Raw genomic sequence first — 16,038 nt, forward strand, 5'->3', positions numbered from 1 at the left:
TCAGTGGCTCAGTGGTCGGCCGGAGCGGCTGCCCGCGGCCGGTCGGTCGGGCGCGGCTGACGCCTCGCCCTCCTCGATCGCGCGGGCGCGGCGCCAGTCGAGCGTGTTGGGCGGCTCCGGGGGATCGGCCGGCCCGAAGGACGGGTCGGCGAAGGAGCGCCCCCCATAGGCCGCGACCGGGCGCGTGTCGTAGCGGTCCGCCGCATATCCCTCGGCGTCGTAGCGGTCGTCGGCGGTCTCGCCCGCCCCGACCGGCGCGGGTGCGGCCGCGACGGCCCGCACCTCGGCCCAGTCGGCCGGCGGCGGCGGATCGGCCGGGTCGTCGTCCTGGCGATAGCGCGGCAGCGCGCCGGCCTGGCGCTTGCGGTCGCGGCTGCGCGCCAGCCGCGCCTCGATCGCCTCGCGCCGGTTGCGCAGGCGGCTGCGCGCCTCCTGCAGCACCCGCCCGGCGGTGCCGCCGGCCCAGACCAGATCCCACGGCTCGAACTGGCGCACCGTGTCGTCGTTCTCGACGATCGCCCGGGCGATCAGGTTGCCGGCGATCGCCGTGGTGTTGAGCCCGTGCCCGGCGAAGGCACCGGCGACCCACAGGCCGGGCGAGATCTCGCCGATCTGCGGCATGCGATGGATCGCGAAGGCCATGCTGCCGTTCCAGGCATGGGTGAACTCGACCGGCCCGAGCCCCGGATAGACGGAGGCGATCGCCGGTGCGAAGGCGCGCTTCGCCACCCTCATCGGATCGCGCGGGAAGCAGGTGCCCTGGCCACACCACAGCAGGCGATCGCCGTCGATCACCCGGTAATGGTGGTTGGCGAAGCGGGAGTCGCTCACCGCGCCCGGATAGGCGATCGCCTCGCGCAGCCGCGGGCCGAGCGGCGCCGTCACGGCCGTCGTGCTGGTGATCGGCAGCACGGTCGCGGCGAGCTGGGGCATGACCTCGGCCATGTGGACGTTGCCGGCCAGCACGACATGCCCGGCCCGCACCATGCCGCCCGGCGTCGCGACGCGCTTGCGCACCCCGGCCGGATCGATCTCGCGCGCCGGCGTGCCCTCGAAGATGCGCACGCCCGCCGCCTCGGCGGCGGCGGCGAGGCCGAGCGCGTAGTTGAGCGGCTGGATGTGGAAGGCGTTGGGATAATGGATGGCGTGGAAATAGGCGTCGGTGCGCAGATGCTCGCGCACCTGCTCGACCGGCCAGCCCTCCACGGCGGCGCCGAACTCGCCCATCAGCAGGGCGAGCGTGTCATCCATGTCGTCGAGATCGTCGGTCTTGGAGACGTCGAGCCAGCCGCGCGCCGGCTGCACGCCCGGCAGCTCGCGCTCGCGGATGATGGTGCGGACATAGGCGACGCCCGCCTCCGACAGCGACCACAGCTGCCGCGCCCGGTCGAGCCCGACCCGCGCCACGATGGTGTGGGGATCGCAGGCGAAGCCCGGCAGCACGAAGCCGCAGTTGCGGCCCGAGGCGCTCCAGGCGACCCGCTTCGCCTCCAGCACGACAACCGACCAGCCGAGCCGCGCCACCTCGAGCGCCGTGGTGAGCCCGGCGAGCCCGGCGCCGATCACGCAGACGTCCACGTCGAGGTCGATCGCCAGCGCCGGCCGCGCGGGCGCCGCGACCGCCGTCGCCGCGTGATAGCTTCGCCCGTAATCGTCAGCCGTCGCCGCGTCCATCCTGCCTCGCTCGCATTCCAACCGCCCGCAGTCCACTCGCCCGCAGTCCACGCTCTCGCCCCGCCGCGACCTGTGCGGACGGCGCGGCGGATACCGGCCGTTCACCATCACCCGCCACAGTCGGGAGGTCTCCGGCACTGCCGCCACCGGACGACGTCCGGGACGATGGCCCACGGATGCCCTCTGGACTTTGTGCGCCGCCACATGGAATTTGCAACCCATGCGCCGACTCATCCTTCTCCGTCATACCAAAGCCGACCCTGCCGCGGCCGGGATTTCCGACCACGCGCGCCCGCTCAATGCCCGCGGCCTCGCCGCCGCGGACCTGATCGGCGCCTACATGGCGCGCCATCACCTGGTCCCCGACGCGGTGGTCTGCTCGACGGCGCAACGGACCCGGGACACCTGGGCGCGCGTCGCCCAGCAGCTCGGCGATCCGCCGGCCGCCACCTTCGAGCGCCGCGTCTACGAGGCGCCTGCCCAGCGCCTGCTCGCCACCGTCCGGGCTGTTCCGGACGAGGCCCATGCGGTGCTGATGGTGGGTCACAATCCCGGTCTCCAGGAGCTCGCCACCACGCTGATCGCGACGGGCGACGTCGAGGAGCGGGAAAGGCTGCGCGAGAAGCTGCCCACCGGCGGGCTGATCGTGATCGATTTCGCCGTCGACACCTGGACGGACGTCCACCCGCGGGGTGGCCGCCTCGATCGCTTCGTCACTCCGAGAAGCCTCGAGGACGACACGGTCTAGCCTTCCGGCCGCATCAGGCGACGGTCGGATCGGCCAGACTTTACCGATTGTTAAGCCAAACATCTCGAAATTTAGGGAAGCTGCGCGAACGCCGGAACCGGGGTGCGGCACGCGACGTTCAGCGTACACATATCGAGGACAGTCACCCGCGGGCCGCACCGGGCATGGGCGGAAATTCGGGTGGTCGACACGCACCGATGGAACCGGAGCGGCAGTTCGACGTTGTCACGGTGCTCAATCGTTCCGGTGGCTGCTGTGCCATGACGCTGAAGATGAACCACCTCCGCTTCGACCACGCCCGTTTCGAGGACGGCCGCGAGCCGCTGGCTTGCGGTGATCTCCGGCGACCGGTCGTGAAGCCGTTCGACACCGACGAGCTCGATCGGCTCCCGCAGCCGACCGACGACGATCCGCCCTATCGTCCGTGGTGGGTGGTCGACCGGTCGTGATCGACCGTTGGCGGCGGAGGCGGACCGGGCCGCCCGGTCGCGCCGACGGGTCGAATCTGCTACACAGCTTCGCATTGCACTCGAGACGGCGGACGCCCGAAGGCGCCCGCCGATTTGTTGTGTGGAGACATCCGTATCGTGTTTCCGCGTGTGTGTCGTGTTTCCGTCTCGGATCGTGCGTCGGTTCTGCGTTTTCGCCCGGGGTGTCCCGTCTCGAAGCTCGTTATCAGCCACGAGGGTCCCATGATTCGGTTTGCTACGGTGTCGGCTGCGGCAGCGGTCGTTCTCGCCGCCTTCGCGACCCAGCCGGCGTCCGCGCGTACGCCTTACGACGGCGCCTGGAGCGTCGTCATCATCACGGATCGCGGCACCTGCGACCGTGCCTATCGCTACAGCGTGCAGATCGCCGACGGCATCGTTCGCTACGCCGGTGAGATGGGGATGGATTTCCGCGGCCGCGTCGGCAAGGGCGGCGCCGTCACGGTGAGCGTCGCGGCCGGCGGCTCGCGCGCCAACGGCCGCGGCCGGCTCGGCCGCGACTATGGCGGCGGCACCTGGGCCGGCAACTCGTCGACCGGCGCCTGCTCGGGCCGCTGGACCGCCGAGCGCCGCTGACCGACCTCCAGCGCACCCGGCGGTCGTCCGCCGCCGATGCCGACGGATACCACCGACCGATACCGACCGGCGCCAGCGCAGCCCGCACTGGCGCCGGTTTCGTGTTCGCGGGCCCCTGTTTCGCGGGCCCCTGTCGAGCCGTTCGACGGCCTCGCGCGATCGACCCGCACGGATCCGCATCCGCTGCGCGATCCGCGTCGGCTGCGCCGATCCGCCCGGAGCGGGGCGGGAACGCCGGTCCGGCGCACGGCGTTGCCCTGGCGTGCGGACACCGCCGCGCCCCGCGCTCGGCCGACCGTGGCGCCTCGCGCCCGCCGCTTTCCGAGCCCCCTTTCCACCGATCCACGAGGACGCTCCATGCCACGTCGAGACACGCTACGTCGAGACGCCGCCCGCCCGATCGCCGCCGGCCTCGCCGTCGGCGCCGTCGCCACCATCCTGAGCCTGGCCCTTCCCGGACCGGCCGCCGCGCAGAGCCCGCAGCCGCCCGTGACGCCCGACCCGCCCGCCGCCGGCGACCGGCAGACGCCGCCGTCGAGCCGGCTCGACTGCCCGCCCGGCGTCGATCCCGATCGCGCCCCGTCCATGAACGGCCAGCGCGGTGCCGGCACCACCGGCTCGGCCGGCACGCTGTCGGACCAGCTCGCCCATTCGCGCGGCGTGGTCTGCCCGCCGGCCGCCGCCGACACCGGCATCGTCGAGCCGCCGCCGGCCGGCGGCGCCCTGAAGGTCATCCCACCGCCCGGCACGCCCGGCGGCGCCCCCGGCCCGGTGCCGAAATAACTGCGCTCCGCCCGGTCCGACACGACAAAACGCCCGCGGAATCCGCGGGCGTTTCGCTGTCGTCGCATCATCGGGCCCGGCGACCGGACGGCCGCCGGAAGACCCCGGTCAACGGGCGGCGCGGGCCTTCTGGTTGACGCTGCCCTCGGCCATCGAGGTGAGCTTGAGGTCGGTCGCCTTCTCCTCGTCGAGCGTCTTCTGGAGCACGCTCGCGCAGTCGGTGCGGCCGAGCTGCTTGGCCCACGCGATCAAGGTGCCGTAGCGGGTGATCTCGTAGTGCTCGACCGCCTGGGCGGCGGCAATCAGCGCCGCGTCGAGCACCTTCGGATCGTCGACCTCGCCCACCACGTCGTCGGTCTCCTCGATGATGCCGTCGATCGCCGGGCAATCGACGCCGCGCACCTCGAGGCCGTGCATGCGGAACACCTCCTGCAGGCGCGCGATGTGGTTCTCGGTCTCGCCGAGATGCGCCTTGAAGGCCTGCTTGAGCTGCGGGTCGCCGGCCTTCTCGATCATCTCGGGCAGCGATTTCACGATGCGGTTCTCGGCGTAATAGACGTCCCGCAGCGTGTGCACGAAGAGATCGTCCATCGTGCGGATGTCCTTGGAGAAAATGCCCATTTGTCGCGTCCTGTTGGAAGGGAGATCCGGGCGTCTGGGCGGCCCTTGCCGGCTGCCCGCCCGCTGCGCCGGCCCGGTCACCGGGCGCGGCTCGCCGGACCAACCGCCCGGAAACCCGCCGGTTCCGGCCCTCCGAGGCACCCACGGCTGCCCCACCGCCGCACCGATCGCTGCGCTGTTTGACCTTGATCAAGGAGGTTTTCGTCAATCGCCCTTTACACTCCTAGCCCATGAACAGTGTCATCGCGCTCGCCGAACGGAACGTCCCCCGGTACACCTCGTACCCGACCGCGCCGCACTTCTCGCCGACGGTCGACGCCAAGACTTACGCCGGCTGGCTCGAAGCCCTGCCGGCGGGCTCCACCCTGTCGCTCTACCTGCACGTCCCCTTCTGCGTCGACATCTGCCTCTATTGCGGATGCCATACGAAGGCGGTGCGGCGGGACGCGCCGCTCGACGCCTACACGGACCGGCTGATCGAGGAGATCGGTCTCGTCGCGGCGAAGGCCGGCAGCAAGACGGTGGTGCACATCCACTGGGGTGGCGGCACGCCGTCGATCCTCGGGGCGGAGCGGCTCGGCCGCATCGTCGACGCGATCAAGGGCGCCTTCGACCTCTCGACCCTGCACGAGCACGCGATCGAGCTCGATCCGCGCCGCCTGACGCAGGATCTCGCCGACGCGCTCGGCCGCATCGGCGTCACCCGTGCGAGCCTCGGCGTGCAGGACTTCTCGCCCCACGTCCAGGAGGCGATCGGGCGCATCCAGCCGTTCGAGGTCGTGCGCGACGCCGCCGCGATGCTGCGCAAGGCCGGCATCGACCGCATCAACATCGATCTGATGTACGGCCTGCCGCGCCAGACCATCGCCGACGTGGAGAGGAGCGCCGCGCTCGCCGCCTCGCTCGATCCGGCCCGCCTCGCGCTGTTCGGCTACGCCCATGTGCCGTGGTTCAAGGGCAACCAGAAGCTCATCGACGTCGCCGCTCTGGCGGGGCCCGGCGAGCGCATCGAGCAGGTGAAGGCGGCGGCCCGCACGCTGGCGAGCCACGGCTACGTGGCGATCGGCCTCGACCACTTCGCGCGGCCCGACGACGACCTCGCCGAGCTGCAGCGCGGCGGCCGGCTGCACCGCAACTTCCAGGGCTACACGACCGACGAGGCCGACGGCCTGATCGGCTTCGGCGCCTCGGCGATCGGCAAGCTGCCGCAGGGCTTCATCCAGAACGCCGTCGACATCGCCGGCTACTCGCGCACGGTCGAGAGCGGCTCGCTCGCCACCATCAAGGGTGTCGGCGTGTCGGCCGACGACGTGCTGCGGGCCGAGATCATCGAGCGGCTGATGTGCGACCTCGCGGTCGATCTCGACGCGCTGCCGGCCGCGCTGACGGCCGGCCTCGACACCGGCTTCGCCCACGAGCTGAGCGATCTCGACGGCCTCGTCGCCGCCGGCATGGTGCGGGTCGACGGCCGGCGGATCGTCATCACCGAGGAGGGCCGGCACTTCGTCCGGCTGGTGGCGGCGGCGTTCGACGCCTACCTGCCGCAGAACCGCTCGCGCCATTCGGTGGCCGTTTAGGCCACCGGTCATTCGGTGGCCTCGCGGGCCACAAAGTCGTACTGACGACGCATATTGCGATGGCCGGGGCGCGCCCCGGCCATCGTCGTATTCAGGAATGATGTGCCCGAAAAGGGCGCGCGTGCCGGTGGCTCAGGCGGCGGCGCGGCCGCGGCGGCCGTTCGGCTTGGTCGTCGTCTTCGCCCCGCCCTTGGCACCGGCCTTGCCCTTGCCGCGCGACGCGGTTCCGCGCGCCGGGCTGCGCCGCGGCGGCGCCTTGCCGGACGCCTTCGGGTTCGCCGACTTCTTCGCCATCACGGTGAGCTTCTTGTCGGTGGCGACCTCCTCGCGCAGCGTCTCGGTCAGCAGCGTCGCGACGTCCTTGCGGCCGAGCTGCTTCGCCCACGCGACCAGCGTGCCGTAGCGGGTGATCTCGTAGTGCTCGACCGCCTGGGCGGCGGCGATCAGCGCGGCGTCGAGAACCTCCTTGTCCTCGACTTCGCCGGCGACGTCGTTGGCCTCCTCGATGATGCCGTCGATGGCCGGGCACTCGGTGCCCTTCGGCTCCTGATCGAGCGCCTTGAAGACCTGGTCGAGCCGCTTGATCTGGCGCTTGGTCTCGGCGAGATGGGTCTTGAGGCCGCGCTTGAGCTCGGAGTCGGTCGCCTTCTCCATCATCTCGGGAAGCGCCTTCTCGATCTGATGCTCGGCGTAATAGACGTCCTCGAGCTGATGGACGAAGAGATCGTCGAGGGTGCGGATCTGGTCGGAGAACATCGCCATTCGGAGGCTCCTGGGGGACGGTCCTGAGCGGACCTCGGGGGATCTTTCGCGTCGGTCGATACGAGCGTCGCGACAGCCGTAATCTCGCCACCAACGAAAGATCACGGAGCGGGTTCCGCAACTCGCCGGCGAACGAGTTGAATCGCGTGCGAAATTGCGCAGGATGCGCGGCGTCGCGAGTCGTTCGACCGCCAAGGGGCCACGGTGTCGCCGCCGAGCCCGACGCGCCCAGCCACAGCCGAGCCAGAGCCGAGTCATGAACCGCGCAGCGAACCGCAGAGCGACCCCGCCGACGACGACCGCATCCGTGGTCGACGAGACGGTGCCGTCCCCGCGCGCCCTGGTCCTGTGCGTCGCCGTGCTCGGCGGCGTGATGACGACGATCGCGGCGCAGCTCGCCTTCGCCCGGTTCGGGCTCGATCTCGGCGCCGCGTGGCGCGCCATGATGGGGATGCGGAGCGGCCAGATGCGCTCGGCCTTCGCCTGGTGGGCGATCGCGCTCACCGCCTTCGCGGCTGGCTTCCTGATCGCCCTGGTGACGCGATGGCTGTCGCGCACCGAGGCCAATCTGGCGGTCCTCTCTTGGCTCGGCGGCCTCGCGCTCGTCGCCGGCCTCGCGCTGGTCGGTCACGCCGCCGGGGCGCCGAGCGGCCTGTCGGTCGGCGCCGCGACGGCGCTCGGACTGACCACGCTGTCGGCGGCCGCCCTGCTGTCGCTGCTCGGCGGCTATTTCGCCACGCGCCGCTGAGCGGCGTCTCGGCCGCGACCGTCGGGCCGATGCCGGACCGCCGGCGCGGCGCCGGTGTGGCCACGACGTGGCGGCGACTCCCGTTGGATCTGCACAACCCGCGGGCATCACAAAAAAAACACGCGCATCGTGATAGAAGCCGGCATCATGTCCGTGCCGACTCGACCGGCCGTCTCCTGGCCGTTCGAACCGCGGCACCAGCCGAAGCCACGCATGCCGTAGCGGCCGCTGCCGCATGCCAAGCCACAGCCCCCGGCGCGCGATGCCGATCGCAGCATCGCCGGCGGGTGGACCATTCGAGGCAGGTGGACAATGCGATCGTGGTCGCCGACGTGCCGTGTCTTCCGGATCATCCCGTTCGGGCTCGCCCTGAGCCTCGGCATCGGCGTTGCGGTCGCGATGCCACCTGTGGCGGCCGACGCCGCGCCACGCCAAAAGCTCGTCTGCCCGAAGACGCTCGTGCAGCCCGGCGCGTTCGCCGACGACGCCGAGCACGCCCGTTATGCCGCCTGCCTGCGCCGGGCGGAGGCCCGCAAGGCCCGCCTCGCCAAGACGAAGCAGCAGGCTGCCCCTGCAGGGACCGCGGCCGCGGCGACGGGAGCGGCCGCCACGGCGACGGCGGGGCGCGAGGCGACCGGCAAGACGCAGCCGAGCGGCCGGGACTTCAAGGCCGCGGATCTGTCGCTCGCCACGATCCCGGGAATTCCGGGCGCCCGCTTCTGGGGCGACTCCGAGGGCGACTATCTGCGCGTCCTCGGCGGCGCCGGCGACGCTTGGCTGGCGCTCTCCGCCGGCGGCGAGGACTCGGGCTTCGGCGCCGGCCTGTTCACCGGCCTGTCGGCGAGCGGCCGCCGCACCGACTACGCCGTGGTGACCGGCGTCAGCTCCGGCGCCCTGCTCGCCCCGTTCATCTTTCTCGGGTCCGCGCGCGACGCCGAGATGCGCGACAACTTCATGGCCCTGAACGCGGCGGAAGTGTTCGAGGATCAGCGCACCCGCGAGAGCCTTCTCGACACGTGGCCGCTGCGCAAGTTCCTGGAGCGGCACATCACCCGCGAGCTGATCGACGCGGTCGCGGCCGAGCACGCGCGCGGCCGCCGTCTGATCGTCCTCACCGCAAATCTCGACACGGCCCGCCCGGTCGCCTGGAACATGGGCGCGATCGCGGCCGCCGGCACCGAGGCGTCACGGAAGCTGTTCCGCGACGTGCTGGTCGCGTCGAGCGCCATTCCCGGCCTGTTCCCGCCGATGATGATCGAGACCGAGGCGAACGGCCGCAAGATCCAGGAGATGCATGTCGACGGCGGGCTCGCCTCGACGCTCTACGTGGCGCCGGACTCGATGCTGCTGGCCGGCGCCGCGAAGCTACCGATGAAGCGGATGACGCTGGTGATCAACGGCAAGCTCCGGCCGGAATTCGACGTGACCGATCGCAGCCTGGTCGGCGTGCTCGGCCGCTCGCTGTCGGTCGGCGTCAAGCGCGGCAGCCGGACCACCGCGCTCCTCGCCGCCGCGGCGGCGCGCCGCGCCGGCATCGGCTTCGAGATCGCCTATGTCGACCAGGGCTTCGATCACCCGAGCCGCGGCATGTTCGACCCCGCCTACATGAAGGCGCTGTTCGAGAGCGGCCTCGCCCAGGGCAAGAGCGCGACGCCGTTCCGCGCCGAGCTGCCCGGCACCGGCAGCGCCGACGCGGCGGCCGGCGGACCGGACCGCCCCGCGACCGCCCCCGCCGGCGGACCGACCGACGGCTCGGCCGCGCAGGCCACTCCTCCGACGGGTGGCGCCACGGCGCAGTGAACGGTCGCGACACGAGGCGGCAGCTTTTCGCGGGCGAGGTCGCGGGGCTCGGGCGCGGCACGGCGCTCCACCTGGGCTCTTGCGGCCCGGCGCGGCCGGGTCCAAAGCTGAGCCGATTGCGTCACCAGATCGATCGAGCCCCGATGCCCCGCCTGTTTCGCGTCTCCACGCTTCGCGGCCTCTGGCACGGCCTGCGCACCGAAGGCCCGCGCAGCCTGCTGCGCCTCGCCCGCAACGAGCTCGCCGAGCCCCGCCTCGCCCTCACGCGCAAGGTGAGAGGTGCGGTGACGGCGGTCGGCGACCGCTTCCGCCGGGTCACGACGGCGAGCGAGGCGTGGTCGGACGATTGCCTGCAGCTCGTCTGGGACCTTTCGGTCGCGCCCGTGTCCTACGACCTCGTCGCGGCGCTCGCGGCGGCCGAGATCGAGCGACGCAAGCGCGGTCTCGGCGGCATCGTGGTGATCGTCGTCCCGGGCCCACACCACGGCGTGAAGCGGGAGACGCCGGCGCACGAGATGGCCGACGATCCCGAGGCGCGGCTGCACCGGCTGCGCCAGGAGCTGCTGCCGCTGCTCGCGCTGATGCCCTCGGTGCGCGGCCATGCCGTGTGCGCCGACCGCCAGCAGGCGTGGTCGCTGATCGCCGGCGACGACCGCCGCGTCTATCCGGACGGCTATCGCATCTTCCTGCCGCTGCGGCCCGACTCGGGCGCCGCCCGCGACGAGGCGCGCCGCGCCGGGACGGTGTGGCCGCTGCTGTCCGCCACCGACCCGGGCCGTCGCGCCGCCGAGGAGTATCTGACCCGCGTCGCCGGCGGCCGTCGCGCCATCGTGATCACGCTGCGCGCGAGCGCGCTTTCGCCCCGGCGCAACAGCCGGATCGACGACTGGGTGGCGTTCGCCGACGGCCTCGACCGCACCCGCTATGCGCCGATCTTCGTCCATGACGGCCCGACCGGGGCGCCGCTGCCGGAGGCGCTCGCCGGACGCGAGGTCTGCGTCGCGGCGAGCCTCGACGTCGCGTTCCGGATGGGGCTCTACGAGCGCGCGTGGCTCACCATGGGCGTGCTCTCCGAGCCGCTGATGCTCGCCTGGTACGACGAGCGGGTGCGCTATCAGGTGTTCGTGCCGATCGACGAGGCCGACGACGTGACGGCGCGTGCCCTGGAGGACCAGGGTCACCGCATCGGCGGCGACATCGAGTTCGCGCGGCCCTGGCAGCAGCTCGTGTGGAAGACCGACACGCTGACGGCGATCCGCCTCGCCTTCGCGGTCATGGAGGCGCGCCTGACCGCCATCGAGGCGGTGGAGCGCACCGCACCGGCGGCGTCGGCTCGGGATTGACGGCTCTTTTGGATCGGCTGGACCGGGTCGCCGATCTGATCGGACCTACAGTCGAATCGGGTTCTCCGAGCTTGTCGCGTCTCAGAGCTTATCGCGTGTCCGAGCTTATCGCGTCTCCGAGCTTATCGCGGCTCCGAGCTTATCGCGTGTCCGAGCGTTGGGCTGGAGCGCACCCGCTGTCGGCAGGACGTGAAGATCGACCATAGGACAGCCGAGGCCGGTCGGCGTCAGCCATCAAGACCCTTCGAGGGGATCACGCGAGCCCGGCTCGCAAGGCGCGGCGGCGTTCCAAAACGGCCGCCGAGGTGACTGACGCGCTTCTCGAACCGGTGCGTCGGCGCACCGGGGCGCGTGGTCAAACCAGGAAGGTCAGCACAGTCGACAGAACGCAGCCGCTGACGAGCAGCAGCCAATCGCCGCCGTCGAACCCGAGCAGATGCGTCGATCCGCCGGTGCGGTCGTAGATGGCATTGTCGTAGGCGGTGTCGTCGAACATGACTGTCCCCTGGAGAACAAAGCCCCCTGTGCCACCACAACGCGCAGCCGGGCCCTCGGTTCCAGGGCGGTAACGAATTATTAAGGATTTGGGACACTGCGCCCGAGAGGGTGATTCGGAGGGCCGGCGACACTGGATCGCCGGCGGGGCGGGAGGCTACGGCAAGGGCCGGCAGCGAGCCCCTCGGGCCGGTGCCGGCGCGCGCCGAGCGCGCTGCGCGTCCTGCACCTTCGGCCGCGAAGCGTAACGTTCGATGCCTTCTTCTGCGACCTCGGCCGTCTACGACTTCGGTCGCCAGTCGGTCAGGAAGGTGTCGATGGAGCGCAGCCAGTCGGCGTTCTTGGCGAGCAGCTCGGAGGTCCGCGCCATCATGGCGAAGTGGTCGCGCTCCGCGATCGAGCTCGTCGCGCCGGCCTGGTCGGCGAAGCTGACGGCATTCCGCCGGTGCTGCTCGGCATCGAGCAAAACCTGTCGAGGCGTTCGACGCATCACTCGTCCCCCCGCCGAAACTCTCACGCATGACGGGAGAAGACTAACTCGAACGGCTTGCTCGCGTCCACGCTTGGTTGTAGCGGTCCACAAGGCACTGGATCCCGGGCCGGTCGCGACGCCGGAGGCGCATCTATAATTCACTTGGATTAATCAATCACATGTTTTGATTTGCTTTCGTGATGAAATGCCGGCGGAATTCGCACGGGTCCGGGCCCCGCCGCGTGCATGGCCGATGCACTCGCCTCGACGGAGAACTCGCATGCTCACCCTCGCTCGTCTGGCCTGCTGTGCCGCCGGGCTGGCCGCGGCCGCCCTCGCCGCCTGGTCAGACCCCGCCGCCGCCCAGCGCGTCATCCGGGTCGGCCAGGCCGACACGCTCACCGGGCACAACCTGCCCGAGCTGATCGCCATGACCAACACCGAGAAGCGGCTCGGCGTGAAGTTCAACGTGGTCGCGCTGAAGTCCGACGACGTCGTCTTCCAGGCGGTGATCAACAACGAGATCGATATCGGCATCGGCGACGCCTACAAGGGCATCGACACCCTCAAGGCGCCGGTGCGGCACTTCTTCCTGCTGCGCCGGGTCGCCTACTTCCCGGTGGTCAACAGCGAGGCCTACAAGACCTGGAAGGATCTGAACGGCGCCGACATGGCCGTCCACGCGCGTGGCTCCGCCACCGAGGCGCTGGCTTTGCAGATGGAGAAGGCGAACGGCATCAAGTTCGGTCAGATCAGCTTCGTGCCGGGCTCCGAGGTGCGCATCATCGCGATGCGCCGCGGCACCATGAAGGCGACGCTGCTCGACCTGCCGAACACCCGCAAGCTCACCGAGGAAGACCCGAAGAAGTTCATCGTCCTGCCGGTCGAGACCCAGTCGGCGAGCGACGAGATCTTCTACGCGACCACCAAGTTCATCGCCGACAACAAGGAGCTGGTGCAGGTGCTGAGCGAGGAGCTCTTGAAGTCGCTGCGCGCCGTCAACGCCGACCCCAAGGCGCCGGCGAGGCTGCGCACCGAGCTCGGTCTTCTCAAGGATCTGCCCAAGCCCCTCGCCGACGACATCACGCCTTATTTCGAGATGGCGGTGCCGGGCGGCCTGTTCCCGACCGACGGCGGCGGCGCTGCGGCGGCCAAGGCCGACTTCGACTTTCTGATCGCGGCCGGCCGCTTCAAGGGCCAGAACGCCGACTACAAGGTCGAGGACTTCTGGGAGCTCGCGCCCCTGAACGCCGCCCTCGCCAAGGTCGGCAAGAACTGAGCCGGCGGCTCGTGCCCCCCGTGCCCCGGCTCGTGCCCCGATGACACAGATCGAAACGTCGCGGCGCGCCGGGGCGGCGGCCCCCGAAGCGACCGACCGTCCAGCCGCGGCGGTCACCGATGCGGACGGTCTCGCACAGGTCGGTCCCGGCCTGCGCGACGACAGCTGGCGGGACAAGAGCTGGCCCTGGCAGGTCGCCTCCTTCGTGCTGGTGCTCGGCGCCTGGGAGATCGCCGGGCGCTGGCCGGTGAGCCTCGCCTTCCCGCCGTTCTCGCGGGTCGCTGTCGCCTTCGTCGAGATGGCGGCGGCCGGCGACTTCGGCCGCGCCTACGCCGTGACGCTGCCGCCGCTCGTCGTCGGCATCGGCATCGTCGCCGTGCTCGGCGTCACGCTCGGCATCGCCATGGGCCTGTCGCGCGGCCTCGAATGGATCGGCATGCCCCTGATGGTGGTGCTGCAGACCGCGCCGATCGCCGCCATCATCCCGCTGCTCACCTACTTCTACGGGGTCAGCCCGACCTCGAAGACCGCCGCCGTGATCCTGCTCGCCGCGCCCATCGTCGTGCTCAACTCGTATCGCGGCATCCGCAACACCAATGCGTCGCTGCTCGACATGTGCCGCTCCTTCCTCGGCACCCGGCTGCAGCAGGTGGTCAAGATCATGCTGCCGCATGCGAGCGGCATGATCTTCGCCGGGCTGCGGCTCGGCATCTCGGCCGGCTTCATCGGCGTGGTGCTGGCCGAGCTGCTGATCTCGCCGACCGGCATCGGCGACCTGATCAGCTACAATCGGTCGATCGCCCGCTACGACAAGATGTTCGCCGCGATCCTCTCGATCCTGGCGCTCGCCACCGTGACGCTCGCGCTGCTGCAGCGCCTCGAGAACCGGCTGTTCCGGCCGGACCACGCGGTATCCGGATGAACGTAATGGCCCCTCCCCTGCCCGCCTCGACGCTCGGCGCATCCGCGGCCGCCGGCGGTCCGTCGATCGTGCGGGTCGCGGGCGTCACCATGCGCTACGCCAACGGCGTCACGGCGCTGGACGGCATCGACCTCGATTTTCCGCGCGGCAAGCTCACCACGCTGCTCGGCCCGAGCGGCTGCGGCAAGACCACGCTCCTCAAGATCATCGCCGATCTGCTGCGGCCGACCACCGGCACGGTCGCCGTGAACGGCGCCCCCGTCACCGGCCCGGGCCCGGAGCGCGCGCTGGTGTTCCAGGATTTCGCCCTGCTGCCCTGGGCGACCGTGCTGCGCAACGTCGCCTTCGGGCTCGAGCTGCGCGGCGTCGCCAAGTCCGAGCGCGAGGCGATCGCGGCGAAATACATCCGCGAGGTCGGCCTCGCCGGATTCGAGAACCAGTATCCGAACCAGCTCTCCGGCGGCATGCGCCAGCGCGCCGGCCTCGCCCGCGCCCTCACGGTCGACGCCGAGATCCTGATGATGGACGAGCCGTTCTCGGCCGTCGACGAGCAGATGCGGCGCAAGCTTCAGGAGGATCTCCTGGCGCTGCTCGCGGTCGAGAAGAAGACCGTGATCGTCGTCACCCATTCGATCGAGGAGGCCGTCTACCTCTCCGACCGCGTGGTGCTGCTGTCGCGCCGCCCGAGCCGCGTCTCGGCGATCCGCGAACCCGGCCTCGCCCACGACATGCCCCCCGACCAGATCCGCCGCGACCGCCGCTACCTCGACACGGTCGACGAGATCTGGGACATGCTGAAGCAGTATCTGATATGAGGACGGCGGCAGACCGCACCGACAGTTCCGATCCTCATGGTGAGGAGCGGCCGCAGGCCGCGTCTCGAACCGTGCGGCCACGACGGGGCCGCCCCCGCCCTTCGAGACGGCCGCTGCGCGGCCTCCTCAGGACGAGGGCTGAGCAATGCCGACGCGATGGCATACGCCCATGACCCCGCGCTCGTTCCTCGATCACGTCCCGTCCGGCTTCTCGCTCCTCGTCTGGGCGCTCATCTGGGAGCTGATCGGCCGCTTCGGCGGCATCGATCTGATCCCGCCGATGACCGCGATCGTCGCCAAGGCGATCGAGCTGGTGCAGACCGAGTCGTTCATGAAGGCGCTCGCCGTCACGGCCCAGGCCTTCGGCATCGGCATGGCACTGGCGATCGTGGTCGGCATCCCGCTCGGTGTGCTGATGGGGGTGTGGCGACCGGCCGAGCGGCTCATGGACATCTGGGTGAACATCTTCATCAGCGCGCCGCTCACCGCGCTGGTGCCGGCCCTGATGCCGCTCCTCGGCATCGGCCAGACCACCGTTGTCGCGACCGTGTTCCTGTTCGCCGTCTGGGTGCTGGTCATCGACACGCAAGCTGGCATCCGCCATGTCGGCGGCTCGCTCGTCGACATGGCGCGGCTGTTCGGCGGCACCCGGGCGCAGATCTTCTTCAAGGTGCTGCTGCCCGGGGCGCTCCCCGAGATTCTCACCGGGCTGCGGCTCGCGGTGGTGCGCGGCGTCAAGGGCGTGGTGATCGGCCAGATCATCATCGCGCTGCTCGGCTTCGGCGAGCTGTTCGAGCTCTATCTCCAGAACTTCCTGATGGAGGAGTTCTGGGCCCTGGTGTTCGTCGTCTTCGCCCTCGCCTTCGTGCTGGTCGAGCTGGTCGGGATGGTCGAGCGCCGCTTCGATTTCTATGCCGGCTCGCGCTGATCCGCGT

The 16,038-nt window shown here is 70.8% G+C and carries 16 protein-coding genes and 1 pseudogene; 12 read left to right on the forward strand and 5 right to left on the reverse strand.

Annotation, left to right across the window (positions count from 1 at the left end; all coding sequences use genetic code 11):
* Complete coding sequence (locus ABTU92_RS01370; protein WP_408086917.1) at positions 1-1,674, reverse strand: NAD(P)/FAD-dependent oxidoreductase; 1,674 nt, start codon at positions 1,672-1,674, stop codon at positions 1-3.
* A 220-nt stretch (positions 1,675-1,894) separates the two neighbouring features.
* Here ABTU92_RS01370 and ABTU92_RS01375 point away from each other — a divergent pair, with 220 nt between their 5' ends.
* The 4 genes from ABTU92_RS01375 to ABTU92_RS01390 all read left to right on the forward strand — a co-directional run bounded on the left by ABTU92_RS01375 (position 1,895) and on the right by ABTU92_RS01390 (position 4,269).
* A complete protein-coding gene (locus ABTU92_RS01375) occupies positions 1,895-2,422 on the forward strand; it encodes a SixA phosphatase family protein (RefSeq protein ID WP_408086919.1) in 528 nt (175 codons plus the stop codon).
* Positions 2,423-2,619: 197 nt separating this feature from the next.
* Positions 2,620-2,871 (forward strand): hypothetical protein, encoded by a 252-nt coding sequence (locus ABTU92_RS01380; protein WP_408086921.1) that lies wholly within the window; start codon positions 2,620-2,622, stop codon positions 2,869-2,871.
* A 243-nt stretch (positions 2,872-3,114) separates the two neighbouring features.
* A complete protein-coding gene (locus ABTU92_RS01385) occupies positions 3,115-3,486 on the forward strand; it encodes a hypothetical protein (RefSeq protein WP_408086923.1) in 372 nt (123 codons plus the stop codon).
* A 357-nt stretch (positions 3,487-3,843) separates the two neighbouring features.
* Entirely contained in the window at positions 3,844-4,269 is a 426-nt protein-coding gene (locus tag ABTU92_RS01390) for a hypothetical protein (RefSeq protein WP_408086925.1), read from the forward strand.
* 108 nt (positions 4,270-4,377) lie between these two features.
* Here the strand turns inward: ABTU92_RS01390 and ABTU92_RS01395 are convergent, their stop codons facing one another.
* Positions 4,378-4,890 (reverse strand): ferritin-like domain-containing protein, encoded by a 513-nt coding sequence (locus ABTU92_RS01395; RefSeq protein ID WP_408086927.1) that lies wholly within the window; start codon positions 4,888-4,890, stop codon positions 4,378-4,380.
* Positions 4,891-5,120: 230 nt separating this feature from the next.
* Between ABTU92_RS01395 and hemN the strand changes: the two genes are divergently transcribed.
* Positions 5,121-6,467, forward strand: a complete 1,347-nt coding sequence (gene hemN, locus ABTU92_RS01400; protein WP_408086929.1) for an oxygen-independent coproporphyrinogen III oxidase — start codon at positions 5,121-5,123, stop codon at positions 6,465-6,467.
* Between the two features lie 261 nt (positions 6,468-6,728).
* On the opposite strand, the pseudogene ABTU92_RS01405 reads toward hemN, so the two are convergent.
* Positions 6,729-7,229: pseudogene (locus tag ABTU92_RS01405) on the reverse strand (ferritin-like domain-containing protein); the annotation flags it as partial.
* A gap of 256 nt (positions 7,230-7,485) precedes the next feature.
* Between ABTU92_RS01405 and ABTU92_RS01410 the strand changes: the two are divergent.
* From ABTU92_RS01410 to ABTU92_RS01420, 3 genes are all read left to right on the forward strand, one after another.
* The gene (locus tag ABTU92_RS01410) at positions 7,486-7,977 is read left to right on the forward strand and encodes a hypothetical protein (protein ID WP_408086931.1); all 492 of its coding nucleotides are present in this window, start codon (positions 7,486-7,488) and stop codon (positions 7,975-7,977) included.
* A 312-nt stretch (positions 7,978-8,289) separates the two neighbouring features.
* On the forward strand, positions 8,290-9,777 hold the full coding sequence (locus tag ABTU92_RS01415) for a patatin-like phospholipase family protein (protein ID WP_408086933.1): 1,488 nt from the start codon (positions 8,290-8,292) through the stop codon (positions 9,775-9,777).
* A 143-nt stretch (positions 9,778-9,920) separates the two neighbouring features.
* On the forward strand, positions 9,921-11,120 hold the full coding sequence (locus tag ABTU92_RS01420) for a hypothetical protein (protein WP_408086935.1): 1,200 nt from the start codon (positions 9,921-9,923) through the stop codon (positions 11,118-11,120).
* A 355-nt stretch (positions 11,121-11,475) separates the two neighbouring features.
* On the opposite strand, the gene ABTU92_RS01425 is transcribed toward ABTU92_RS01420, so the two are convergent.
* Together ABTU92_RS01425 and ABTU92_RS01430 are read right to left on the reverse strand one after the other, a co-directional pair.
* Positions 11,476-11,616 (reverse strand): hypothetical protein, encoded by a 141-nt coding sequence (locus ABTU92_RS01425; RefSeq protein WP_408086937.1) that lies wholly within the window; start codon positions 11,614-11,616, stop codon positions 11,476-11,478.
* A 279-nt stretch (positions 11,617-11,895) separates the two neighbouring features.
* Positions 11,896-12,105, reverse strand: coding sequence for a hypothetical protein (locus ABTU92_RS01430; protein WP_408086939.1), 210 nt, complete (start codon positions 12,103-12,105; stop codon positions 11,896-11,898).
* 262 nt (positions 12,106-12,367) lie between these two features.
* On the opposite strand from ABTU92_RS01430, the gene ABTU92_RS01435 reads away from it, so the two are divergent.
* The 4 genes from ABTU92_RS01435 (at position 12,368) to ABTU92_RS01450 (ending at position 16,031) form a co-directional block, all read left to right on the forward strand.
* Positions 12,368-13,366 carry an ABC transporter substrate-binding protein gene (locus ABTU92_RS01435; RefSeq protein WP_408086941.1) on the forward strand — a complete coding sequence of 333 codons (999 nt, stop codon included), beginning with the start codon at positions 12,368-12,370 and terminating at the stop codon, positions 13,364-13,366.
* Positions 13,367-13,406: 40 nt separating this feature from the next.
* Positions 13,407-14,288, forward strand: a complete 882-nt coding sequence (locus ABTU92_RS01440; RefSeq protein ID WP_408086943.1) for an ABC transporter permease — start codon at positions 13,407-13,409, stop codon at positions 14,286-14,288.
* A gap of 5 nt (positions 14,289-14,293) precedes the next feature.
* Positions 14,294-15,103: an ABC transporter ATP-binding protein gene (locus ABTU92_RS01445; protein WP_408086945.1), complete on the forward strand. Its 810-nt coding sequence runs from the start codon at positions 14,294-14,296 to the stop codon at positions 15,101-15,103.
* Between the two features lie 169 nt (positions 15,104-15,272).
* Positions 15,273-16,031, forward strand: a complete 759-nt coding sequence (locus ABTU92_RS01450) for an ABC transporter permease (RefSeq protein ID WP_408086947.1) — start codon at positions 15,273-15,275, stop codon at positions 16,029-16,031.
* The last annotated feature ends 7 nt before the right edge of the window (positions 16,032-16,038 follow it).

The organism is Rhodoplanes sp. SY1, assembly GCF_046000175.1.
Classification (GTDB): domain Bacteria; phylum Pseudomonadota; class Alphaproteobacteria; order Rhizobiales; family Xanthobacteraceae; genus Rhodoplanes.